Here is a 23,530-nt window from a genome sequence, read left to right as displayed (position 1 = left end):
GCCTTGTTTCAATGAAGAAGCAAGGCTTTTTTTATGGAGTAAATTGTTGTTAACGTATTTCTTTTGGTTTCAGGAATAACCTGTCAGCAGTTGAGATTTCGATGAATGATGCACCAGCATCCTCACCAAATCGTCCACCAACATAAATTACCAGATCATCCATTTTTATCGTTCCCTGGTTAACCAATTCCTGAACAGCTGCTTTTTGAATCTTCATCTTATTCTTTTTTGTTTCAAGGAAAGATGGATGAATTCCGAATGAAAGCGCTAGTTCGCGCACAACGCGGGATGAATGGCATTTTACAAAAACCGGAAAGAATGAACGATGCGAAGCTAAATAGCGACCCGTTTTTCCTGTAGTAGTGGATGTAATAATGGCATCGGGTTTTAACTCGCGTGCTGCGCGTATAGCCGATTGAGCCAGGTAGGCCGGAATATCTGCCTTCAGGGGTACTGTTAACTCGCGTCGGTCGCGGTCGGGTTCTACTTCTTGTGCAATTCTATTCATTGCTTTTATGGCTTCAACAGGGTATTTCCCATAAGCTGTTTCGCCACTCAGCATAATTGCATCGGTTCCCATGTAAATGGCACTGGCCACGTCGCTCACCTCGGCGCGTGTTGGCCTTGGATGCTCAATCATGGTATGCAACATTTGTGTGGCAATAATAACAGGTTTTTGGAAAAGGATCGCGCGACGAACAAGGTTTCGTTGTACGGCAGGAATCCGTTCCTCAGGAAGCTCAATTCCAAGGTCGCCACGAGCCACCATAATACCATAAGCGTCTTCTAATATCTGGTCAATATTCTCAACGCCTTCCACGTTCTCAATCTTGGCAATTATTTTAATAGGGCTGTTATACTCATCCAAAATCTTTTGAACTTCGCTAACATCTTCTTTATGGCGGACAAAAGAGTGAGCGATAAAGTCAAGATCGTTTTCAACGGCAAAGCGAATAAATTCGATATCGCGTTCGGTTAACGATGGTAATTTAATTTCTACTCCCGGAACGTTAATACTTTTACGCTTTTTAACAACACCCGAGTTGCCTACTTTACACAATAAATACTTAATATGTTTTTCAACTACTTCAAAAGCAATATCGCCATCGTCTACAAGAATTTTGTTGCCAACAGTTAAGTCGTTTACAAAACCTTTATAGTTAACGCAAATGTTTTTAACATCATCCAATACCCCGCCTGAGTATGAAAGTGTAACAAATTCTCCTTCTTCAACTACCGTGTCTGAAAGCGTTTGGCATGTTCTTATTTCTGGTCCTTTCGTGTCAACAAGAATGGCAATTTTATCTGAAACCGCCTTAATATTGTCAACCATTACTTTCCCACTTTCGGGTGTAATATGGGCGGTGTTTATACGGGCTACGTTCAAGCCCGCATCATAAAGCGACTGAATGAAATCTACATCACATCTTTGATCTGAAATTGTCGCAACAATTTTGGTCTTTCTCATTACTTCTAAATTTTTAAGGCCGCAAAAGTACAATAAAACCCGATTTAACGGTTAAATTAAATTTAATCTGGGATTAAATTTAATAGAGAGTATAGAATCAGTTTCAATTTACGAAACTTTGAAGAGCTAATCGATATGATTCAAGCCCAAAACCCATAATACATCCTTTACATACCGGACCAATTATTGATTTATGTCTGAAATCTTCGCGCGTGAGTGTATTTGAAATATGCACTTCAACAACCGGAGTTTTTATTCCTGCAATGGCATCGCGAATGGCAACCGAGGTATGAGTGTAGGCTCCGGCATTTATAATTATGCCATCGTAGCTAAAACCATGTTCGTGCAATGTATTTATTAATTCGCCCTCAACGTTCGATTGAAAATAAGTAAGGTCCAGATCCGGGAAATCCAGTTTTAATTGTTCATAATAACTTTTAAAACTTTTTGTTCCATAAATCGATTTTTCCCTTACTCCTAGTAGGTTTAAATTAGGTCCATTGATAATCAAGAGCTTCATTATTTCAATTTTAATATATTTTATAGTAACTTTATTCAAAATGCAACGTAATATTTTTTTGTATCAATAGTTCACACTTTTGGTGAGCATGCGTTGCACAAATAAACAGACATAAAAGTAACCTTAATTTGCAAGATTATGAAATGGGAGGAATGTAAAAAGGGATATGAGAATTACTTAACGTTAGAGAAATCTTTGTCGCAGAATTCAATAGCGGCCTATATTAACGATATTAATAAGCTCGAAGATTTTTTTGAAAAAAGCTATAAAGGGGTTACTCCGGAGAAGGTAGTCCTGAGCCAGTTAAAAAGTTTTGTCGAATGGTTAAATAATAAAGGAGTGAGTCCAAGAACTCAGGCACGAACTATTTCGGGCATAAAATCTTTCTATAAATACCTTTTGATTGAAGAAAAGATTACCAGTGATCCAACAGCCTTACTCGAGTCGCCAAAAATTGGCCGAAAACTTCCGGATATTTTATCGATGGAAGAAATTGATACGCTGATAAATGCTATAGATCTGAAAAAATCAGAAGGTCAAAGAAATAAAGCGATGCTTGAAACTTTATATAGCTGTGGCTTGCGTGTTTCGGAGCTTGTAAATCTAAAAATGACAAACCTGTTCTTTGAGCAAGGATTTATAAAAGTTGAGGGGAAAGCGGATAAAGAAAGGCTGGTGCCGGTTAGCGGAAGAGCTATTGAAGAAATTAATAAGTACCTGGGCAATTACAGGAAGAATTTAAGGGTGAATAAGGACAGTGAAAATATATTGTTCCTAAATCGTCGGGGACGAAAACTAAGTCGGGTAATGATTTTCACGATTATAAAAAACCTGGCCGCTAAAGTAAAATTTGATAAGAAAATTAGTCCGCATACCTTCCGTCATTCATTTGCCACACATTTAATAAACGGAGGAGCTGATTTACGAGCCGTACAAGAAATGTTAGGACATGAATCGATACTGACGACAGAAATTTATACCCATCTTGACAAAGACTATTTGAAGTCGACTATACATCAGTTTCATCCAAGGTCGTAGTTCTTTTTATATAAGATAAGCAGGAGCGTTACCTATTATTTGTAACGCTCTTTTTTATTGTCCGAAAAAACAAAAAGTCCCTAAGTAAACTCAAGATTTCTATTGTTAAGCTAATGTTTAATCGGTATCAAAAAAACGCTAAAAGCTGCCCCTTCATCTTCCTGATTAGAAAAAAATGATATTTTTGTGTCCCGATTTAAGTAGACGAAAAATTGTATTATTAAGTTAATTATTAGGTAGTTATGGCAAAATTAGATTTAAGTAAGTACGGAATTGTAGACGTACAGGAAATTGTTCACAACCCTTCATACGAACAACTTTTTGAAGAAGAAATGAATCCTGCATTGGAAGGATTCGAAAAAGGACAGTTAACAGAACTTGACGCTGTTAATGTAATGACCGGAGAATTTACAGGCAGATCTCCAAAGGATAAGTACATCGTAATGGATGATGTAACTAAAGATACCATGTGGTGGAATAGTCCTGAATCTCCAAATGATAATAAACCAATTACTCCTGAAGTTTGGGCTGACCTAAAAAAAACGACTACTGATCAACTTTCAGGAAAGAGATTGTTCGTAGTTGATACTTTCTGTGGTGCTAACGAAGATTCTCGTTTGAAAGTTCGTTTTATTATGGAAGTTGCATGGCAGGCACACTTTGTAACAAACATGTTCTTGCGCCCAACTGCTGAAGAATTGGAAACTTATGGTGAGCCTGATTTCGTTGTAATGAACGGATCAAAAACATCAAATGAAAAATATAAAGAACACGGTCTGAACTCTGAAGTTTACACTGTATTCAACATGACTGAGAAAATGCAGGTTATCGGCGGTAGCTGGTATGGTGGTGAGATGAAAAAAGGTATGTTCGCGATGATGAACTACTACTTGCCATTACGTGGTATGGCTTCAATGCACTGTTCTGCAAACGTTGGAGAAGCAGGTGATGTTGCTATCTTCTTTGGTCTTTCAGGTACCGGAAAAACAACTCTGTCAACTGATTCTTCTCGTCAGTTAATTGGTGACGATGAACACGGTTGGGATAATGATGGTGTATTCAACTTTGAAGGTGGATGTTATGCAAAAACTATTAATTTAGATAAAGAAGCAGAGCCTGAAATTTTTGGAGCAATCAAACGCAATGCATTGTTAGAAAACGTAACTGTTGACGAAAATGGTAAAGTTGATTTTACTGATGGTTCTGTAACTCAGAACACTCGTGTATCATACCCAATCAACCATATCGAAAATATTGCAGTACCTTCAAAAGCAGGTCACGCTAAAAAAGTTATTTTCCTTTCAGCTGATGCATTTGGTGTATTGCCTCCGGTTTCTAAATTAACTCCGGAACAAACAAAATATCACTTCTTGTCAGGATTTACTGCAAAACTTGCCGGAACTGAGCGTGGAGTAACGGCTCCTCAGCCTACTTTCTCTGCTTGTTTTGGTGCTGCTTTCTTAACACTTCACCCAACTCAGTATGGTGCAGAATTAGTGAAAAAAATGGAAGAGCATGGAGCTGAGGCTTACCTGGTAAACACTGGATGGAACGGTTCAGGAAAACGTATCTCTATTAAAGACACTCGTGGTATCATCAACGCAATTCTTGATGGTTCTATCGAAAAAGCAGAAACTAAAAATGTTCCTGTATTTAATCTTGAAGTTCCAACTGCATTACCGGGAGTTGATTCTAACATTCTTGATCCACGCGATACTTACGCTGATGTTAAAGAATGGGAAGACAAAGCTCAGGATCTTGGTGGTCGTTTTATCAAAAACTTTGTTAAATATACAGATAACGAAGAAGGTAAAGCATTGGTTGCTGCCGGACCTCAAATTGACTAATACAAATCAATTGATATACAGAAAACCTTCTGCCTTTGGGTGGAAGGTTTTTTTGTGGTTAATTTTCCGAAAACCAACGCTACTGTAACTCGCTTCTTGCCAATAATAACGAACAGGTAGGCTTGTTTTTTTCATCAGGCTTTAGTTTGGGATATTTTTGTTTGTAAATACATTTTGGCTTTAGCCATTAAACATGCAGTTAAAGGTTAATGGCATCTTGTACAATAATAAGTGTATTCCCACCTTAAAGAACGGTGCAAAACAATTTACTACTAGCAATAGGTTGTGTTAAAACCCAATTTCAGTACGCTAAGAGCGAATGGGCTGAAACCTATATTTTTTCAGTCTGGGGCAACTCTCTAAAAATTAATAGAAAACAATTATTCGCCCTGAATTCGCAATTTAGCCGCCCTTTCAAGGGCGCAATTTTATAATCGAATATACACATTCAAAGGGGTGCCTTTGGGTTAAACTGATAAAAGCTTTAAGACTTAACTTCATGCTATTCGTTTCATCCGCCTTTATGATGAGTATGTGTTTATTACCAATGAGACCGAAATTTATTTTCGTCTCTTTCGTCTCCATATAATGTAAAAAATCAACAGTAAAATAGGTAAAACAATGAAAAAAATGATGTTTGGTAAATTCATTTCCAAAGGCTCAGCTTTCCCTGTCGGGATGCCACTTGGTGCCTGAGCTATTGCCAGCGTTACAACAAAAAGTAAAAATGTGAATATGCTTGCTTTTTTTATCATGCGCTATAAAGTTTATTATTCTTTCTACTAAAGCAAGTAGGGGCAGTGCTTTGTTCAAGAATATTCAAATAATTCTGAAATTTCAGACCAATATTTTAGGCACAAAAAAACCGTCCTTCAAACGAAAGACGGTTTTGTGATATTTCCTAAAGAATATGCTTACATCTTGTAGATCTTTTTGTACCCGTAAATGGCGCTTGCACCCAGTTCTTCTTCAATACGAAGCAGCTGGTTGTATTTTGCCATACGGTCGGAGCGGCTCATAGAACCTGTTTTAATCTGCCCCGAGTTGGTAGCCACTGCAATGTCGGCAATGGTTGAGTCTTCAGTTTCACCCGAGCGGTGAGAAGTTACTGAAGTGTAACCGGCACGGTGTGCCATTTCAATGGCGTCTAACGTTTCAGTTAAGGTACCAATTTGGTTTACTTTAATAAGGATGGAGTTCGCAGCTCCCAGCTCGATACCTTTCTTCAGGTACTCAACGTTGGTTACAAAAAGGTCGTCGCCAACCAACTGGCATTTGTCGCCAATGGCAGCGTTCAGTTTTACCCATCCGTCCCAGTCTCCTTCGTCCATACCGTCTTCGATTGAATCGATAGGGTATTTTGCAATTAATTCAGCCAAATAAGCAGCTTGTTCTTCCGAGTTACGTTTTACGCCGTTTGGCTCGAAAATGCTGTAATCGTAAACACCATCTTTGTAGAATTCTGATGAAGCACAGTCCATAGCAATAGAAACATCGCCACCATCTTCAGCACGACCTGCTTTGTAACCGGCGTCTTTAATAGCTGTAAGGATTGATTCGATAGCTTCTTCAGTTCCTCCCAGGGCTGGAGCAAAACCACCTTCATCGCCAACTGCGGTTGATAGGTTTTTTGCCCCCAATACTTTTTTCAAAGCGTGGAAAACTTCAGCTCCCATACGCAAACCTTCGCGGAAAGTAGGCGCACCAATAGGGCGGATCATAAATTCCTGAAAAGCGATAGTTGCATCGGAGTGTGAACCACCGTTAATGATATTCATCATCGGAACAGGCAATGTTTTTGCGTTTGTTCCACCAATGTATTTGTATAAAGGAAGCTCAGCGTACTCGGCAGCTGCTTTTGCCACAGCCAGCGAAACACCCAACATAGCGTTTGCACCTAAGTTAGATTTTGTTTTTGTACCGTCGAGTTCCAATAATTTGCTATCAACAGCCACCTGGTCGGTAGCATCCATACCAATAATTTCTTTTGCAATAACGTCGTTAACGTTTGCCACTGCTTTTAAACAGCCTTTTCCTAAGTAACGGCCTTTGTCGCCATCACGTAATTCAAGTGCTTCATTTTCGCCGGTTGATGCTCCTGAAGGAACAGCTGCACGGCCAAAAGCACCACTTTCGAGTGTTACATCAACTTCAACAGTTGGGTTACCACGAGAATCGATAATCTCTCTTGCTTTTACGTCGCTAATTAACATTGTAAGTAGTTTTTATTTATTTAACTTTTCCAGATTGCTAGTGCAATTACTGCTTTGTAAACGCTGAGGCGCTTAAATTGTTTCACGAAATTACGAAGATTAACGAATAGTTTACTCCTTTTTTATGTGAAATTAAGATCATCAATTTGGATTACAATATAATTTGTTTAGCGCACTATTATTTTATAAGTGTTAAAATCAATTTGAATGTCCTTTTGGGAATGTGCCGGAACGTTACCCTGAATTTAGTTCAGGTTTTTTTGAGTATATTATCGCATAACAGCAGTAAGATGCTGATACAAGTTTAGCATGACGTGCAAATGAGGGGAGGGGCTTAATTAAATTTCGTTATTTTCTTTCAGAATATCATAAACAAGAGTAGTGGCATCTCCAACTACTTTGCGGCAAATAATTTTGTGGTGTTTCCGGTCTTTTACCTGGGCTTCGGTAGCGTGTTTGATTAATAGCTGTCGGCAATTTGTTGTTCCGTGAATATCCTCAACCAGTTTATTTAATTCGCGAACTTTTTTGTAGCTGTTTAGTTTGGTGTCCATGTCTTTGGGGTCCTCGTTACCAAATGCCAGTCCCATCACCATAAATCCGCCGGTTACTGCTCCACAGGTTTCGCGCAAACGTCCCATTCCGCCTCCAAAAGTGGAAGAAATACGTTTGGCCATGGTTTTATCCAGTTTAAAATGATCGGCAAAAGCAAGCAATACCGATTGCGAGCAGGCATAACCTTCGTCGAAACGATTTAGTGCCTCTTCAATGATAAATTCTTTTGTGGTATTTGTTGTCGTGCACATATGCTAAAAAAAGAAAGGCACAAAGCTATGGATTTCTCCTAAACTTTATGCCTTCTAATATATTTTTTCACAACAAATTGTTGCGAATAGAATCTGAATTAAGCTTGCGAAACGGCAACAGCAACAGCAACAGAAGCACCAACCATCGGGTTGTTACCCATTCCGATCAATCCCATCATCTCAACGTGAGCAGGAACTGAAGAAGAACCGGCGAACTGTGCATCAGAGTGCATACGTCCCATCGTGTCTGTCATACCATATGAAGCAGGACCGGCAGCCATGTTGTCCGGGTGTAACGTACGACCTGTACCACCACCAGAAGCAACTGAGAAGTATTTTTTACCTTGCTCTAAACACTCTTTTTTGTACGTACCTGCAACCGGGTGCTGGAAACGAGTTGGATTAGTTGAGTTACCTGTAATAGATACATCAACACCTTCTTTATGAAGAATAGCAACACCTTCACGTACATCGTCGGCACCATAGCAATTTACATCGCCACGAGTTCCTTCTGAGTATTTCTTACGGCTAACTTCGGCTACTTCACCAGTTTTGTAGTCGAATTTAGTTTGAACGTAAGTGAAACCGTTGATACGCGAGATAATTTTTGCAGCATCTTTTCCTAATCCGTTAAGGATTACACGTAAAGGCTCTTTACGAACGCGGTTGGCGAAGTTGGCAATTTTAATTGCACCTTCGGCAGCAGCGAATGATTCGTGACCGGCCAAAAGAGCGAAACATTTAGTTTCTTCGCGCAACAACATTGCAGCCAGGTTACCATGACCGATACCTACTTTTCTGTCGTCGGCAACCGATCCCGGAATACAGAAAGCCTGTAAACCTTCGCCTAAAGTTGCAGCAATTTCAGAAGCTTCAGTCTGGCCTTTTTTAATAGCAATTGCAGCACCTACAATATAAGCCCACATTGCGTTCTCGAATGCGATAGGCTGAGTATCTTTTACAACGTTATAAACGTCAACACCTTTGTCGTCGCAAATTTGTTTTGCTTCTTCTACCGAAGCAATTCCGTATGAATTTAAAACAGCATCAATCTGTTTAATTCTTCTATCGTAACTTTCAAATAATGGCATAATTCTTTCCTCCTATTCTTTACGTGGGTCAATGGTTTTAACTGCATCAGCGAAACGTCCGTAAGTACCGGTCGCTTCTTTCAAAGCTTCGTTTGCATCTTTACCCGATTTAATCATGTCCATCATTCTTCCAAGCTGAACAAACTCGTAACCGATAATTTCTTCGTCGGCATCTAAACCGATTTTAGAAACATAACCTTCAGCTACTTCAAGGTAACGAGGACCTTTTGCTGAAGTTCCGTATAGTGTACCTGTTACACCACGTAACCCTTTACCTAAGTCTTCAAGACCGGCACCAATTGGCAGACCACCTTCAGAGAAAGCAGTTTGCGAACGACCGTAAACGATCTGAAGGAACAACTCGCGCATTGCAGTGTTAATAGCATCACAAACAAGGTCGGTATTCAATGCCTCAAGGATTGTTTTTCCGGGAAGGATTTCTGAAGCCATTGCAGCCGAATGAGTCATACCGGTACAACCGATAGTTTCAATCAACGCTTCTTCAATAATACCTTCTTTAACATTCAATGTTAATTTACATGCTCCTTGCTGTGGCGCACACCAACCAACACCGTGGGTTAAACCCGAAATGTCTGTAACTTCTTTGGCTTTAGTCCAACTTCCTTCCTGAGGAATTGGAGCCGGGCCATGATTTGCTCCTTTGGCAACGCAAATCATACCTTCAACTTCGTGTGTAAAACTCATATTAATATTTATTTTCTGGTTTTTTTGCTGAAACAGTTAGAAAGACTCTTTATTTAGAGCTTTTAGGTCTGTTTTACTGCGGCGTGAAAATATCAAATAATTGTTCTACAGTACCTGCTGAAAATGTTTAGAGCATACAATGTTTTGTTTATTAACGTTTAGTTAAAGTGTTGAATGTAAAGGATTAAAAGGTCTTGTATTGCTATTTGTGGTTTGAGTCTTTTGTGGTGAACAACTGAGATATGATTGATTTAATTCGCCGCCACGAATGGGTAAAATGGGTAGGGGGCAAGAGTAGTTGATTAATGATATTCTTCGCGGTATTTTAATCCTTTTTCGTAACGGACAACATCTAATTCCTGAAAGGTTACTAATCCTCCCCGTTGACTTTTATCCAATAGTTTGTTCAACTTTTCAACAAATTTATCAAGCTTATCAATGTTATCGATTAGCTCAATAGAAACCGGTAAATCGCTCGACAGCGCAAAGATTTTCATGGTATGTATGCTGTGGCTGGCGCCAAACGACATAACTCCTTTATAAACAGTAGCACCTGCCAACCCGGAATTTCGTGCTTCAAATACAATTTCTTCGAACAACACTCTGCCATTTATTTTATCCGATTCTCCGATATAGATCTTCAGTATTCCTGTTTTTTCTGTTGTTTTCATAATGCTTTGATTTTAAGGTTTTACAGTACACGGTTTTACAGAAAAAAGAGAGATTTGGTTTCAAATGGAGGCTACTAATGACTCATATTAATTTAGTGGTGATTACTTTCTGTTACGATTAATTGGATTGTTGAACAATTGGTTATCAGCGGATGTTCTAAAATCATACTTACAGGTACTTTTATAATTTCTATTTATTTACCAAAAACAACAAAATGAAAAAGGTATTAATTACTGGTTGCAGTTCGGGGTTTGGTTATTTATCTGCAAAATATTTGGCAGAAAAAGGGCATCATGTTTTTGCCACTATGCGAAATGTTACTACTAAAAACTCAAAACCGGCTGCGGAACTGACTGATTTTGCCAAATCCAACAACTATAAAATGGAGGTGTTCGAAATGGATGTTACCTCGGATGAAAGTGTAAAGAAGGCAGCAGATCAACTTCCCACAATCGATGTGTTGATTAACAATGCCGGGTTCGGATATAGTGGGGCTATGGAAGCCTTTTCTCCTGATGCAGTACTGGCGCAACTTGATTTAAATATTGTAGGAAACATCCGGGTGGCTCAGGCCGTTTTACCAGGCATGCGCAAACAGAAATCGGGACTTATTATTCAGTTGAGTTCGGTAGCTGGTCGCGGTGCATTCCCAGCATTTGGCGTTTATAATGCCAGTAAATGGGGGGTAGAAGGGTTGAGCGAAGCCATGCGCTATGAGTTGGCTCCCTTTGGAATTGATGTAGCAATTGTTGAACCCGGACCTTTTGAAACGAAATTTTTTGGAAATCTTGTTCAGGCAGAAAATGAAGAAGTGGCCAAAGCCTATCAACATGTAAAAGAGTTTGCCGATGGTTTTGCAGAGAATGTAATGAATTTATTTGCGGATGAAAATGCGCCAACAGATCCGATGATTATTGTACGCATTTTTGAAGATCTGATTAATTCAGAACCCGGAACAAGGCCTTTGCGAACCATTGGCGGGTTGGATTTTGGATTACAGAAACTGAATGATGTTGTGGAACCAATCAGAAAAGAGATACTTGAAGCAATGGAAATTGCTGATTTGGATGGGGTAAAAAAGCAATAGTTTTGAAAATAAATAAAGAAAGAAAAGATCCGGATTGCATGAAAGTGATTCGGATCTGATTTTTTAATGAATGACTGCCCGCACCAAAATCATTCCCAGGTACACCGCCAGCAGTCCAAAGAATAAACTTCCTCCAACGTTTAGTATAAATTGTCCATAGGTTTGTTCTTTTAACATCGTGAGGTTATTGTAGGCAAACGACGAAAAAGTTGTAAATCCACCACAAAAGCCTACGGCTATAAACATGCGCCATTCGGCGTTTAGCAGGTTGCCTTTTTGAGCCAGGGCGAAGACAATGCCAATAATAAAACTTCCGGCCATGTTGGCCACAAAAGTTCCCCACGGAAAAGTGGTGCTCATTCCTTTCTCCACAAATAGCTGAACCAGGTAACGCAGTACACTTCCTAAAAAACCTCCGGCGCCAACTATTAATATTGTTCGTAGCATTTTTATGATTTTGATATTAATTGATTGAATTTGTCATACAGATTAATTGCAATTTACTGAGTCTACTCAAACAATCTGTTATTTTTAACCTTTCAAAAATAATAAAAATGCAGGCACGATATTTTTCTTTACTTTTTCTTTTGGTTTTTAGTGGGCAAATCATTGCTCAAACCAGTTTTAAATCGTCGGTTGAAGAGCTCCTTCAACAAGAAGAATACAGAAATGCTTCGGTGGGAATAAATGTGATTGATCTGAATTCAGGAGAAAATATTTTTAGCTTGAATCCTGATAAATTGTTAGTGCCGGCTTCAACGATGAAAATGATCACTTCAGGAACCACACTGGAAATATTGGGGGGTGATTACCGGTTTAAAACGCAAATATCCTACACCGGTAAAATTGATAAATATGGTGTGTTAGATGGCGATTTAGTGTTGATTGCCGGAGCAGATCCGGCTTTGGGATCGGAGTATTTTCAGGATCATTATTTTGAGTTTTTGAAAAACTGGGCTAAACAAGTAAAAGCATCAGGAATAAATAAGGTAAAAGGCGATTTGGTTCTCGATGCCGGAATATACGACACCGAACGAATTCCTGACAGCTGGGTGTGGGGCGATATTGGAAATTATTATGGTGCCGGCCCCAATGCGTTTACCGTTTACGATAACATGTATCGAATAACTTTTTCGTCACCTAAAAAAGTTGGGCGGCTAACTCAAGTAATTCAAACCTATCCTAAAATTGATGGTTTGCAACTCGTTAACGAAGTACTTTCGGCTGATAATAATAGCGACAACGCCTATGTTTTTGGTGGCCCGTTTGATAAACATCGAGTAATTCGAGGTACCATTCCGCGAAACCGCAGTGCTTTTACCATAAAAGCTTCTATTCCTGAACCGGAGAAGATTTTGGCGCAAGCATTCCTGCAAAACCTTTTGGGAGAAGGTATTTTTGTTGATGGCGAAATACGTCTTGAGAAAAATATAAACAAAAAAACAAAATTGATTTATATGCAGGAATCGCCTACATTGGCCGAGATTGCAGAAGTGTTGAACCATGAAAGTGTAAACCTGTTTGCCGAACATTTTCTGAAGCAGATTGCTGTAGAAAAAAATGGATTGGGGAATAGAAACGATGCCATCGATCTGGTAAAAGAATATTGGGAAAACAGGGGGCTGGACATGGAAAATATTTTTATGGAAGACGGCAGTGGTCTCTCGCATTTCAACGCTGTTCCGCCAGCATTTTTCACCCGCTTTCTTACAATAATGGCGACGAATAATGCTTTTGTTCAATCGTTGCCAGTAGCCGGTGAGGGGACTTTTAAACGTTTCGATACCGATCGACTTCCGGGAAAAACATTACAAGCAAAAAGTGGCTCGATGACACGTGTTCGTTGTTATTCCGGTTACCTCACCACCAACAAAGGAAACAAACTGGTATTCTCGTTTATGTTTAACCACTTTGCCGGTTCGCACAGCACTTTGATTAAGGAAGTTGAACAGTTGTTTGTACTGTTAAAAACTGAATATTAGTGAAATGAATGAGGCATAAAAAAACAGGAACCCGAACCGGATTCCTGTTTTAATGATAGGTTGAAATAATTTATTTTCAAGTTAATGGTTAAAACCCTGCAATTTATTGCAGCTACTTTAGTTTCTATAAACTTTTGTTTTTGACCGAAGACCGAAGTCAGGAGACCGAAGTTCTTAAATAATTGAATCTTTTTCTTCCGTCTTCGGACTTCTGTCTTCCGTCCAATATATATTCATCGAATTTCATTCGAGTCTTAAACCTATGTATTTCAAATGCATAGTGGTTTAGTTTTTATTCAAAATTAGCTTTCGTGTATACATTCTATCATCCACCAAAACATTCACTAAATACATTCCTGAAACCTGATCCGATAGATCGAAGTTGATTTGTTGGCCAGCCAGGAAAGTCTTTTGGAAAACCTGCTTTCCGGAAATATTGCTCACCACCAATTCAATATCTTCGCTAACAGCAGCATCAAAATCCACCGTAACCTTACCTTTCGAGGGGTTCGGGTACATTGTCAGACCAAGTTCGCTGGTGCTGATATCGCCAACACCAACCGTAATTCCTTTCACGCAAACTGTAAAGGTATCGCTTGCCGTTGCCATTAATGGATCGGTGGCAGTAACTATGATCGAGACGCACCCTGTGTCAACTATGCCTGGAATGGCAAAAAGCGTGTCATTTACCAGGCTGATCCAATCGGGCAAAGTACTTCCGTCTTCAATCGAAATATCAAATTTCAGCGTGTCGCTATCCAAGTCATTAAAGTTGTCACCGAGATACATTTCAAGAATTTGGTCTGCGATCACTTCCTGATCCTCCAGAAGAGTAACTATAATCGGAGTTTGGTTGCTATAATCAATCGTAACTACAAAAGTTTGTGTTACAATTCCGCCTTCGCTCTCTTCAACGGTAACAGTAATCGTGTCGCTACCGCTGGCACCCGACGAAAGAGTTAGCATTAATTCTCCTCCCGAATCTGGCGATGCATAGTTTACATAGATACTGTTTACAACCTGAGTATTTACTCCTGTTGCAGTTATTGTGATATCCGAATTATAGCAGTCGCCTCCTGAAGAAATTCCTGATAACGGAATAATCAATTCAGAAACAGAACGTGTGGTATCGACATCGGCAATTGGATCAAGAGTAGGAGGCAGATTATCTGCTGTAACCATAACAAAGAAAGAGAACTCCAGTGAATCTCCCTGTGTATTTGTTAGCAGCCATTTTTCTTCGGTTGTACCTAACGGGTAATCTCCGTTTGGTCCAAGACCCGAGATTTGGGTGAATTCTGCGCATTTGTTATTTGTAGTTAGTTCAGGGTAGGAGATTGTGACTGTAGTATCGCAGCTGGTGGCACCCACCATAACATCAATGTCCTCGATTGGATTTACAGTGAGCGGGAATGTATCAATAACATTAATAAGTCTGTTACAGCTACCTCTATTTCCCGCTTCATCAATAGCAAATACCTGCACCACAACTTGGTGACCATTGCTGTTACAGTTAAACACATTTGGTCCTGCAATGGCATAAATATTCAGGTCTTCGGTTGCGGTAATATTGTCAGTAGTTCCGCTGGACAGTGCTGAAACATCTTCATCAGAAAGTGGATATTCGCCGTTTTCATCCATGTAAATTGTAATCGGGTTACATTTTACATTAGGCGCAATGTTGTCCCCAATATTGACCATTGCTACACAACTGGAAACATTTCCACTTGCATCTTTTACATAGAGCGTAACCGGTTTGGTACCAATATCCGCAGTGTTAAAATTATACCGGTCGAGGTATATACTGTCGATACTGCAATTGTCAGTAGACCCACCATCGAGTTGACTCGCTGTTATGGTCGCATTGCCATTCTGATTGAGATCAACGGATATGTTTTTACAAACCACTTGGGGGGTAATTGTGTCCTTCACAGAAACTGTGGTCAGGCAGGAATCAAGGTTGCCGGCTAAATCGCTGGCATAAAGAACGACATCGTTGTCACCAAGATTAGCACAGGTGAAATCATATTGGCTAAGCCATTGCGAATTGATAGGGCAGTTATCTGATGAGCCATTGTCGACATGTGAAGAATCGATGCTTGCCAGGCCGGTTTCATCCAGATAAATGTCAATATCTTTACACACCGCTATTGGTGGTGTTGCGTCGTTTATAATAATGTAAGTTTCACAATAATCGTCATTCCCACTAGTGTCTGTTGCATGCAGCTGTATAATATTTATTCCAACGTCGGAACAGTTAAAATCTGTCTTCGACAAACTTAATGTTACTGCACTACAATTATCGGTAACTGGCGATGCCAATAGATCTGACGGATATAATGTGAAATTTCCTGTTGCATCCAAGTCTGCCGTAAAGCCAATAATACAAATCGGTGTTTGTGTTTTTTTGTCGACAACGGTTACCGTAGCCATGCACTCTGAGGTATTTCCACTTGCATCACTAACGGTCAATGTCACTGTATTTGTCCCTTGATCGGCACAGCTAAAACTTGTTTTGTCCAGTGTCATACTTACCACTGAGCAATTATCTGATGATCCGTTGTCAATCATCGAAGAATCGATTGTTACAACACCACTGGCATCTAGCAGATAAATTTCGATGTCCTGGCAGATGGCAGTAGGCGAAATTGTATCATGAATGTTAACGGCCGATGTGCATTGTGCATTGTTTCCGTTCACGTCGGTTACAGTAAGTATTACGCTGTTTGCCCCTATATAGTTGCAGGTAAAAGTTGAACTGTCTATTGATAAACTTGCAATACCACAATCATCTGTTGATCCGGCATTCACATCAAACGCTGTTATTGTTGCCACGCCTGAATTATTAAGGTACACATCTAAATCAGAACAAAGGGCTGTAGGTAATATTGTGTCTTTTACGGTGACAGTAGATGTGCATTTTGCCGTGTTCCCGGTTACATCTGTTACGGTTAACGTTACTGTATTTGTACCCACATCGCTGCACGTAAAACCGGAATTGTCAATTGATAAACTTGCAATACTGCAATTATCTGTTGAGCCGGCGTCCACATCAGCCGCAGTAATGCTTGCCAGACCCGAGTCATCAAGGTACACATCCAAAGCAGTACAAACTACAGTTGGCGGAATGGTGTCATGCACACTTACTGTTGAGGTACATTGTGTGCTGTTTCCGTGCGCATCACTTATAGTCAGCGTTACGATATTGACTCCAATATCGTCGCAAGTAAAACTTGATGTATCGATTGCCAGACTTGTAATGCCGCAGTTATCCGATGATCCTGCTTCAATTTCCGCGACTGCAATTGTTGCTTGCCCCAAATCATCGAGATAAACATCCAAATCAGTACAAAGAGCAGTTGGCGGAATGGTGTCAAGCACGGTAACTCTGGCAGAGCATGTATCCGAGTTGCCATCAATATCTGATGCAATTAAGTCAACATCGACAAAAGGCATATTTGCGCAGGTTAATGTATCCATTGATGTGGAAAGTACTGGTTCATTGCACAATCCATTCGAGCCATTATCAATTTCTGATGGCTGCAAAATATATTCCCCCTGATCATTCAGGTAAACAGTAATGTCTTTACAAATTGCATTTGTTGTGCTCAGTTCGGAGCTATAACGTTGCAGATAAATCTCATCTACACCCAATACGCTGCCCGACCAGCTTACCCAGTAATTTTCCGTTTGTTCATCAAAAGCGATGACAGGAGTATTAGACGTTGCCGAAATAGCATCCAATTTAATCGAATCGCCCAAGGCGGCGCAATTACCGCTTATGTATTCCTGTAGCCAAATACCGGCATTTCCTACATATTCTTGCCATGTAATTGCAAATGATTCTGCTATACTGTTATAAATAACATCGGGAAAAGCTTCTTCACCCACGTTCCCAAAGGTAAAGGATGTTCCGCTTTTATTTCCAATACTATCGGTTACAAATCCGTTTACAGCTTCGTTGAAGTTATCGTAAACAATAAAAAATTCATTGGTAGAGGCTCCATACGCAAGTGCAGGATTTGCAACGGAGCTAATGAGGCCATAATTAAGGCTTAAAGATAAAGTGCCGTTTGTCTCCACGGTTCTTGAGTACAGATTGTCGCTCCCATCCGTCCAAACCACAAGAAACTTATCTTCTGTTGAATTATAGGCAATGTCGATTGAATAGGGCAAAAGGTAAGCGGATGGAACAGAACCCAGCGTTAAGGTTGCTCCTTGTTGTGTGCCGGTATTGTCGAAAAATTTGGCAGAGATATTCTGGCTGGTTGTATCGAAATAGGCAACCAAAAAATTACCTGCATTGTCGGATGATACAGTGGCCGACATGTTCCATGAATCTACCGTTCCTACGCTATGAGTTCCTAGTATTGTGCCCGATGAAGCCTGAATAAACGATAGCATAATTGAATCATTTCCAAGAGAATTACTTTCGGTGTAAACTACTCCGGCGGTACTTGTTGAAGCATCGTAGGCAACTTGTGGTTTTTCGGCGTAGGGATAAGGGCCGGTCGATGTCGACGAAAGTAAAGTTCCTGTCGGATCCAGATCGCTATCTCCAATAAAATTGTAGTAAATCTGATCAACTCCCGCCGTGTTATTTGTCCAGACAACAAGAAAAGTATCTTCATTGCTGCAATAAATTATTTGCTGATCAATAGCTGAATTTGAGCTTTGGCCTACTTTTTCATTGGTTCCAATTTCGGAAGTAAATCCGGAAAATGAAATTAGAATGCTTAATAAGAAGGTAAAACCCGTTAGGTAAATATTTTTCATATAATTTATTTTAAACGAATAAGTAAGGGTTTAACCATCCCGAACGGTAATCATTATCCAACACAGCAAACGCTTTTTCAAATTCGCTAACGGGCTGCATGGTTTCCAGAACATGATTTTTAGGAACACCGGTTGAACTTACCTTGCACTGTTGTATATGCAATTTATTATTCACCAATCCCGAATCAGGGTTTATTTTAATTTCTCCGCGTGGAGATTGTAAGTTACATGAAAGAAGTGCTTTCGCAATTTCATTTCCGGAAAAATCGCCTTTGCAACGTGCGAACGAATCGTAAACTATCTGTCCGGTTTCGAATCCCAGAACACTAAAAATATCGGTAGTTTTGTTATACGATTTCCGGTATTTTTCTGCAAAAGTTTTGTTTGCTTCTTTTTTCGAATTTCGGTCCCAACTGCTAATGCTAAATATATTATCAGCTGCATCGGCAAGATGTACCAGGCGGTTTTCATCGGCCGAAAATGCGGTTGTTATTAGTGGAGTATAAATACCCTTAAAACGAATAGTTCTGATCAAATCGTCGGCATTTGTACCGTGCATAAATACATACAATCCGTCCGGCTTTAATTCTTCAAGTCTTTTTAATGTGTTTTCAGTAAAATTTGTGTCGTTCTGCCCCCTGTTGAATGTTTCTACAATTTCACCACCTGCAGCTTCAACACCCTGACGGAAAGTAAACAGGGAATCATATCCGCTGTCATAAAACGAGGTTAGTACAGCTATCCTCTTTCCAAATTTATTTACGGCATATTTTCCCGATTCGTAGGCTGCCTGAAAGAGGTTCAAGCTATTAAAGAAAACAAATGGATTTTCTTTTAATTCATTCACCAAATAACTTTCACCCGAACTGGCAATTATGGTTGGCACCTCGGCATTCTTAAACACTTTTCCAGCGTGCGATACCACTTCAGGATTCAAAATTCCGGTAATTAAGTCTACATCGTTTTCGGCCAATAATTTTTGGACTTTCTCCTTAACAATTTCGGGAGTGCCAAAATTTACGGATTCGGTAATAAGTTCTATTTTTTTCTTTCTGAGAGCATTGTTTTCATCTACCCCCAACCTAAATCCATTAAGAAATGAACCAGGGTACTGCGGATGTTCAACGGATTGGGGCAACAGTATTCCCACCTTAAGTGTTTTTCCGTTTGTACTGAGCTTTGCAGCCTTTGTACTCACCGAATTTAGAAGCGAACCGGTAATGCTAACTCCGGCTATTTTTAAAAAATTACGTCTGCTATTCATATTTTTTTAATTACGTGAAGGGAATAAGCCTTGCAATGCAATACAGTAGTTAAGCGTTAAAGAGGGTTGCTCGTTATTGTGTGCCTGACCGCCTCCTGAATTTTCAATGCTGTCACTTTTCATGCTTTTATTGGCCGGTCCTGCATTGGAAAAACGGGTTTCATATTTCGATTTTGATAAAGTATTGTCACTTATGCTTTTTGTGTTTACTCCATCCGAATTATTGATTTGGAGATTATGACTGTGAGAAGGAATCTCGACAGCAGTTAAAGTATGCGTTTCTTCACCGCTTTTTTGTCCTAACTGATAATCACTCCCGGTTGACTGCCCTGCGTGAATTGGTGTCCTTCCCCTGAAATCGGGTAGCGCGAACGAGGTTCTGCCGTCTCCGCCATAGGTTGTTCCCAAAAGCGAGTACAGCGATTGATTCTGGTTGATCGGTAAGATTTGACCGTCGCAAAATGCCCATCCTCTAGGGCGAAGTTAAATCCTACAATTTTTATTTCGGCTAAAAATGGTTCTGACATAATATTATGGTATTTAGTGTCGTGATGGGTAAATCCCTACTAATGCAATAATGTAATTGACACACTGGAAGGGCATCATATTGGTATGCGACTGACCACCTCCGCTGTTGCTTATTGTGGTATTGCTTAAATAATCGGTTGGTGAAGCGTACTCGTTTGAATAAACACGTGCAACACTGCCTGCTGCAACATGAGATCCGGCATTCTTTTTATTACCGACGCTATTGTTAGCGCTAACCTGGTGCTTATGAGAAGGCAGTTGATTTGCGTTTAGTGTAACTTGTTCTGCTCCAAATTTCGAACCGAGCTGTCTTGGTGAAAGACCGGGCCCCGATCCTGCATGTACAGGAACCCTTCCCCTAAGGTCCGGCAGACCAAAGGTTGTGCTTCCATCGCCTCCATAAATGGTTCCCAGCAACGAAAACAGTGCATCATTTTGAGAAATGGCTAAAAGTTGTCCAACACAAAATGACCATCCTCGTGGAGCAAAATTGCCTGCAAACATTCTTATCTCGCCAATATATGGTTCTGACATATTTTTTTTCTTTAGGATTTAACTTCTTGAAGGATAGAGTCCTGTTAGTGCAATAATATAATTTACAGCGATAAAGGGTTGCATGTTATTATGCGCTTGCCCTCCTCCTGTAGTTGTAAGGTCAGCCACGGCTGTGTTTGCTGTATTTCCACTAAATACACTGGCATCGGGGACATTGGAATTCGAAAATACATTTCCTTCGGGCAAATTTGAGTTTCCAGTGCCGTTACTGTTCACTTTCGCTAAGTGATTGTGTGAAGGAATTTGTGCACTACTAAGTGTTACGGTTTCAGTTCCACCTATTTGCCCAAGTCTTCTATCTGTTAGTCCGGGCCCTCTTCCCGGATGCATGGGAGCGCGTCCTTGAAGGTTGGGTAACGCCGTGGTTGTTCTGCCATCGCCACCAAAGGTGGTTCCAATAAGCGAAAAAAGCGCAGTGTTTTGCGAAATGGGCAACAACTGTCCATTGCAAAATGACCAGCCACGAGGTGCAAAATTTCCTGCAAAAATTCTTATTTCTGCAATGAAAGGTTCAGACATAATTTTGGATTTAAATGATTTATTGAAAAAATTATTTTAGTTTGTTTTTTTATATCAATATCTTACAAGGTACTAATTAATTCTATAAAAAGATATATTTATCCTTAATGTTTTTGTAAAAATGTAATTCATGAATCTGAAGTTCCGCAAAATAAAAGAATCAGATATTTCTTTCCTAAAAAGGGTTTATCGAAGCACACGTGAGACTGAACTGGATACCACTGGATGGGATGAGGAACAAAAAAACAAATTCATTGATTTCCAATTTAATGCCCAGGATTCACATTACAAGAATGCATATGTTGGCGCTGAATTTTTGATCATTCAGAAAAACAAACTTGATATTGGGCGCCTTTACCTTTGGAGAACGGAACACCAGATTCGAATAATGGACATTGCAATTTTACCTGAATACAGAGGTAAGGGAGTTGGGACAATTATTTTAAATCAGCTGATCGAAGAATCGGAGAAGTCCCTTAAAAAACTCAATATTCATGTCGAGTATTATAATCCGGCCATGCGTTTATACGAACGCTTAGGATTTAGAAAAACGGATGATACCGGAGTGTATTATTTTATGGAACGAAGCGCTCAGATAAAGCCTTAAACTACTTCATTTATGTTTGATCATTTTACCGGTTCGCACAGTACGTTAATCAAGGAAATTGAGCAACTGTTTGTGATTTTAAAACAGACTTATTAGTTTTTATATATTCTGAATAAGCAGTTGTTTAAATATTCTCACTCTTTTAATTGTTTGATAATCAGTTGTTACGTGATTTGTTCTTATTTAGATTTGGATTCGGCATTGACTTTGGTTTTCAATTGTTGTAACTTGTATTCACCATTAAACGATTGAAGTTCCTAAAAACTTCATCAAATACAGAAGATAATAACCATTGCCCTTTTTAGTATAGGATTCCTTATTTAAGGACGCAATAAACTATGTTTTACTAGTATTGGTAGAAACTGAAAAGGTTATTATGATTTACGAAGCTCTTCAAATTCTCAAAGAACAATTGGAAACATATCTGGATGATGCCGGATTGGGAAAAATTGTCGTTTTGGAAAATCTGGCCTTACTGGATTCAGGAAACGACAAAGCCACAAATCTTGATGATAAGGTTGTAATCTCCTTGTTGAATATCCAGGAAGAAGCGACGTTAAAAAATATGCCAACAAGTCATGTGGTTAACAACAAAGCTGAATATTATAACCCGGCAGTAAATGTGAACCTCTTTTTTATGGTTAGTGCCAATTGCGATCTCTACTCTAACTCATTAATCAGTATTTCCAAGACAGTTGAGTATTTCCAGGGGAAGAAGGTTTTTACGGCGCAAAACACTGTTTACAACCGTTCAAATGTATCGATGCAGGAACTCGAGGATTTTAAATTCATAGTTGATCTTTATACGCCGGGATTCGAAGTGTGGAATCACATTTGGGGAACCCATGGTGGAAGGCAGCTCCCCTCGGTAATTTACAAAGTACAACTGTTGCAAGTAGGCCAACGCAAAAAACAAGCAAGCACAGAACTGATAACAACAATAAAAGGAACCCTAAAGGACATTAATTCATGAGTTTTATCTCAAAATATAAGCCTTTATTCGCTGTAAATATTTTACACAAATATTTCTTGAATAAAGGAAGTGACGATTATTTCAGCATGACTGATGTTGAAAAAGAAAAACAATTGGCCGGCTATTCACTTTCCGAACTCTTTTCTATCGTTCCTTCAGCAATAACCAACCAAAGACTTAATGGTCATAAATTAGTTTGTAAAAACACCGACCGTGGTTTTACGGTTTGGACAAAAGTATCAGAGAGCGACACAAACATCCCGTTTGTTCCATTAAACAACTCTCTTAACCTCACTTTTTTGCTGAAAACAACTAACAGCACATTCAATCACTTTACACAAGTCGGATTGTTAAATGCCGGTCAATTCTTTTTCTTTTCCAATAATCGTTTATCCACTGAAGATCCTGGTTTCCCGCTAATAAAAAAGGCCAACAGCAACGTTGCAACTGACGATGCTTATAGGTTAAACGATGAAAGTATTAAAAATGAAATCCAGCAGCTGAGTCGTGAAGAACAACATAATCTGTTCGCTATAATTTCCATTGGGATTAAAGGCGAAAACGGCTCGTATCATATTACAAAACAGAATGGTTCGTTGCGTAACCAGCACCGCGAATTCAATATTGTTTTTGAAAACCGAAAAACATACTGGCGGTATTTCTTTAACTCCGACCAAAAGATAAAACCAAACGACGATGTTGAGAAGGAAAATAACAATAAACGGCAATTGGTTACCAAAGATATGCACCCGCTAACCGAAAAAGGATTTGTAACAATCGAGCTCGATGGGACGGAATTGCCTAATCCCGATGCAAAACTTATAAAGCCCGGCGAGGCTGACAATAAAATATACTCAGAAATATACATGTAACATTAAA

General features: G+C 39.5%; 21 protein-coding genes and 1 pseudogene. 7 read left to right on the top strand and 15 right to left on the bottom strand.

Annotated elements, in window-relative coordinates; all coding sequences use genetic code 11:
• Positions 1–49 precede the first annotated feature (49 nt).
• Entirely contained in the window at positions 50–1,468 is a 1,419-nt protein-coding gene (pyk, locus tag G0Q07_RS12585) for a pyruvate kinase (protein ID WP_163346448.1), read from the bottom strand.
• Between the two features lie 103 nt (positions 1,469–1,571).
• Positions 1,572–1,988 carry a type II 3-dehydroquinate dehydratase gene (aroQ, locus tag G0Q07_RS12580; protein ID WP_163346445.1) on the bottom strand — a complete coding sequence of 139 codons (417 nt, stop codon included), beginning with the start codon at positions 1,986–1,988 and terminating at the stop codon, positions 1,572–1,574.
• A 138-nt stretch (positions 1,989–2,126) separates the two neighbouring features.
• Between aroQ and xerD the strand changes: the two genes are divergently transcribed.
• Both xerD and pckA read left to right on the top strand, forming a co-directional pair.
• On the top strand, positions 2,127–3,026 hold the full coding sequence (gene xerD, locus G0Q07_RS12575; RefSeq protein ID WP_163346443.1) for a site-specific tyrosine recombinase XerD: 900 nt from the start codon (positions 2,127–2,129) through the stop codon (positions 3,024–3,026).
• A 242-nt stretch (positions 3,027–3,268) separates the two neighbouring features.
• Entirely contained in the window at positions 3,269–4,873 is a 1,605-nt protein-coding gene (gene pckA, locus G0Q07_RS12570; RefSeq protein ID WP_163346441.1) for a phosphoenolpyruvate carboxykinase (ATP), read from the top strand.
• A gap of 560 nt (positions 4,874–5,433) precedes the next feature.
• Here pckA and G0Q07_RS12565 read toward each other — a convergent pair.
• From G0Q07_RS12565 to G0Q07_RS12540, 6 genes are all read right to left on the bottom strand, one after another.
• Entirely contained in the window at positions 5,434–5,628 is a 195-nt protein-coding gene (locus G0Q07_RS12565; protein ID WP_163346434.1) for an adenylosuccinate synthetase, read from the bottom strand.
• A 159-nt stretch (positions 5,629–5,787) separates the two neighbouring features.
• Entirely contained in the window at positions 5,788–7,086 is a 1,299-nt protein-coding gene (gene eno, locus G0Q07_RS12560; RefSeq protein ID WP_163346432.1) for a phosphopyruvate hydratase, read from the bottom strand.
• Between the two features lie 338 nt (positions 7,087–7,424).
• On the bottom strand, positions 7,425–7,892 hold the full coding sequence (locus tag G0Q07_RS12555) for a C-GCAxxG-C-C family protein (RefSeq protein WP_163346430.1): 468 nt from the start codon (positions 7,890–7,892) through the stop codon (positions 7,425–7,427).
• Between the two features lie 98 nt (positions 7,893–7,990).
• The gene (locus G0Q07_RS12550; RefSeq protein ID WP_163346428.1) at positions 7,991–8,983 is read right to left on the bottom strand and encodes a GGGtGRT protein; all 993 of its coding nucleotides are present in this window, start codon (positions 8,981–8,983) and stop codon (positions 7,991–7,993) included.
• Between the two features lie 12 nt (positions 8,984–8,995).
• Complete coding sequence (locus G0Q07_RS12545) at positions 8,996–9,688, bottom strand: iron-sulfur cluster assembly scaffold protein (RefSeq protein ID WP_163346426.1); 693 nt, start codon at positions 9,686–9,688, stop codon at positions 8,996–8,998.
• Positions 9,689–9,990: 302 nt separating this feature from the next.
• Positions 9,991–10,359, bottom strand: coding sequence for a DUF190 domain-containing protein (locus tag G0Q07_RS12540; protein WP_163346424.1), 369 nt, complete (start codon positions 10,357–10,359; stop codon positions 9,991–9,993).
• A 215-nt stretch (positions 10,360–10,574) separates the two neighbouring features.
• Between G0Q07_RS12540 and G0Q07_RS12535 the strand changes: the two genes are divergently transcribed.
• Positions 10,575–11,447, top strand: coding sequence for an SDR family oxidoreductase (locus tag G0Q07_RS12535; RefSeq protein WP_163346422.1), 873 nt, complete (start codon positions 10,575–10,577; stop codon positions 11,445–11,447).
• Positions 11,448–11,510: 63 nt separating this feature from the next.
• Here the strand turns inward: G0Q07_RS12535 and crcB are convergent, their stop codons facing one another.
• Positions 11,511–11,894, bottom strand: a complete 384-nt coding sequence (crcB, locus tag G0Q07_RS12530; RefSeq protein ID WP_163346420.1) for a fluoride efflux transporter CrcB — start codon at positions 11,892–11,894, stop codon at positions 11,511–11,513.
• A gap of 107 nt (positions 11,895–12,001) precedes the next feature.
• Here crcB and dacB point away from each other — a divergent pair, with 107 nt between their 5' ends.
• Positions 12,002–13,429 (top strand): D-alanyl-D-alanine carboxypeptidase/D-alanyl-D-alanine endopeptidase, encoded by a 1,428-nt coding sequence (gene dacB / locus G0Q07_RS12525; protein ID WP_163346413.1) that lies wholly within the window; start codon positions 12,002–12,004, stop codon positions 13,427–13,429.
• A gap of 285 nt (positions 13,430–13,714) precedes the next feature.
• On the opposite strand, the gene G0Q07_RS12520 is transcribed toward dacB, so the two are convergent.
• From G0Q07_RS12520 to G0Q07_RS12500, 6 genes and pseudogenes are all read right to left on the bottom strand, one after another.
• Positions 13,715–18,205, bottom strand: a complete 4,491-nt coding sequence (locus G0Q07_RS12520) for a T9SS type A sorting domain-containing protein (RefSeq protein ID WP_163346410.1) — start codon at positions 18,203–18,205, stop codon at positions 13,715–13,717.
• A 10-nt stretch (positions 18,206–18,215) separates the two neighbouring features.
• On the bottom strand, positions 18,216–19,355 hold the full coding sequence (locus tag G0Q07_RS12515) for an ABC transporter substrate-binding protein (protein ID WP_394366540.1): 1,140 nt from the start codon (positions 19,353–19,355) through the stop codon (positions 18,216–18,218).
• A gap of 120 nt (positions 19,356–19,475) precedes the next feature.
• Positions 19,476–19,808: a phage tail protein gene (locus G0Q07_RS12510; RefSeq protein ID WP_394366539.1), complete on the bottom strand. Its 333-nt coding sequence runs from the start codon at positions 19,806–19,808 to the stop codon at positions 19,476–19,478.
• 12 nt (positions 19,809–19,820) lie between these two features.
• Positions 19,821–19,934 (bottom strand): annotated as a pseudogene (locus G0Q07_RS21315) (phage tail protein); the annotation flags it as partial.
• 75 nt (positions 19,935–20,009) lie between these two features.
• Positions 20,010–20,531, bottom strand: a complete 522-nt coding sequence (locus G0Q07_RS12505) for a phage tail protein (protein ID WP_163346408.1) — start codon at positions 20,529–20,531, stop codon at positions 20,010–20,012.
• Between the two features lie 18 nt (positions 20,532–20,549).
• Positions 20,550–21,071 (bottom strand): phage tail protein, encoded by a 522-nt coding sequence (locus tag G0Q07_RS12500; protein ID WP_163346407.1) that lies wholly within the window; start codon positions 21,069–21,071, stop codon positions 20,550–20,552.
• A gap of 130 nt (positions 21,072–21,201) precedes the next feature.
• Between G0Q07_RS12500 and G0Q07_RS12495 the strand changes: the two genes are divergently transcribed.
• The 3 genes from G0Q07_RS12495 to G0Q07_RS12485 all read left to right on the top strand — a co-directional run bounded on the left by G0Q07_RS12495 (position 21,202) and on the right by G0Q07_RS12485 (position 23,523).
• Entirely contained in the window at positions 21,202–21,678 is a 477-nt protein-coding gene (locus tag G0Q07_RS12495; RefSeq protein ID WP_163346406.1) for a GNAT family N-acetyltransferase, read from the top strand.
• Between the two features lie 376 nt (positions 21,679–22,054).
• Positions 22,055–22,651 carry a DUF4255 domain-containing protein gene (locus G0Q07_RS12490; protein ID WP_163346405.1) on the top strand — a complete coding sequence of 199 codons (597 nt, stop codon included), beginning with the start codon at positions 22,055–22,057 and terminating at the stop codon, positions 22,649–22,651.
• A 56-nt stretch (positions 22,652–22,707) separates the two neighbouring features.
• Complete coding sequence (locus G0Q07_RS12485) at positions 22,708–23,523, top strand: hypothetical protein (RefSeq protein WP_163346404.1); 816 nt, start codon at positions 22,708–22,710, stop codon at positions 23,521–23,523.
• Positions 23,524–23,530: the final 7 nt, after the last annotated feature.

Source organism: Draconibacterium halophilum (genome assembly GCF_010448835.1).
Lineage (GTDB): Bacteria > Bacteroidota > Bacteroidia > Bacteroidales > Prolixibacteraceae > Draconibacterium > Draconibacterium halophilum.
The sequence above is the reverse complement of the archived record's forward strand: the minus strand, read 5'-3'. Positions and strand labels throughout refer to the sequence as shown.

What these genes read in the sequence shown, in the direction of transcription:
- xerD (WP_163346443.1), top strand. Translation starts at nt 2,127, where the DNA reads ATGAAATGGGAGGAATGTAAAAAGGGATATGAGAATTACTTAACGTTA.
- G0Q07_RS12495 (WP_163346406.1), top strand. Translation starts at nt 21,202, where the DNA reads ATGAATCTGAAGTTCCGCAAAATAAAAGAATCAGATATTTCTTTCCTA.
- pyk (WP_163346448.1), bottom strand. Translation starts at nt 1,468, where the DNA reads ATGAGAAAGACCAAAATTGTTGCGACAATTTCAGATCAAAGATGTGAT.
- G0Q07_RS12545 (WP_163346426.1), bottom strand. Translation starts at nt 9,688, where the DNA reads ATGAGTTTTACACACGAAGTTGAAGGTATGATTTGCGTTGCCAAAGGA.
- G0Q07_RS12535 (WP_163346422.1), top strand. Translation starts at nt 10,575, where the DNA reads ATGAAAAAGGTATTAATTACTGGTTGCAGTTCGGGGTTTGGTTATTTA.
- G0Q07_RS12500 (WP_163346407.1), bottom strand. Translation starts at nt 21,071, where the DNA reads ATGTCTGAACCTTTCATTGCAGAAATAAGAATTTTTGCAGGAAATTTT.
- G0Q07_RS12550 (WP_163346428.1), bottom strand. Translation starts at nt 8,983, where the DNA reads ATGCCATTATTTGAAAGTTACGATAGAAGAATTAAACAGATTGATGCT.
- G0Q07_RS12555 (WP_163346430.1), bottom strand. Translation starts at nt 7,892, where the DNA reads ATGTGCACGACAACAAATACCACAAAAGAATTTATCATTGAAGAGGCA.
- eno (WP_163346432.1), bottom strand. Translation starts at nt 7,086, where the DNA reads ATGTTAATTAGCGACGTAAAAGCAAGAGAGATTATCGATTCTCGTGGT.
- dacB (WP_163346413.1), top strand. Translation starts at nt 12,002, where the DNA reads ATGCAGGCACGATATTTTTCTTTACTTTTTCTTTTGGTTTTTAGTGGG.
- G0Q07_RS12540 (WP_163346424.1), bottom strand. Translation starts at nt 10,359, where the DNA reads ATGAAAACAACAGAAAAAACAGGAATACTGAAGATCTATATCGGAGAA.
- G0Q07_RS12505 (WP_163346408.1), bottom strand. Translation starts at nt 20,531, where the DNA reads ATGTCAGAACCATATATTGGCGAGATAAGAATGTTTGCAGGCAATTTT.
- G0Q07_RS12565 (WP_163346434.1), bottom strand. Translation starts at nt 5,628, where the DNA reads ATGATAAAAAAAGCAAGCATATTCACATTTTTACTTTTTGTTGTAACG.
- G0Q07_RS12520 (WP_163346410.1), bottom strand. Translation starts at nt 18,205, where the DNA reads ATGAAAAATATTTACCTAACGGGTTTTACCTTCTTATTAAGCATTCTA.
- aroQ (WP_163346445.1), bottom strand. Translation starts at nt 1,988, where the DNA reads ATGAAGCTCTTGATTATCAATGGACCTAATTTAAACCTACTAGGAGTA.
- G0Q07_RS12490 (WP_163346405.1), top strand. Translation starts at nt 22,055, where the DNA reads ATGATTTACGAAGCTCTTCAAATTCTCAAAGAACAATTGGAAACATAT.
- pckA (WP_163346441.1), top strand. Translation starts at nt 3,269, where the DNA reads ATGGCAAAATTAGATTTAAGTAAGTACGGAATTGTAGACGTACAGGAA.
- crcB (WP_163346420.1), bottom strand. Translation starts at nt 11,894, where the DNA reads ATGCTACGAACAATATTAATAGTTGGCGCCGGAGGTTTTTTAGGAAGT.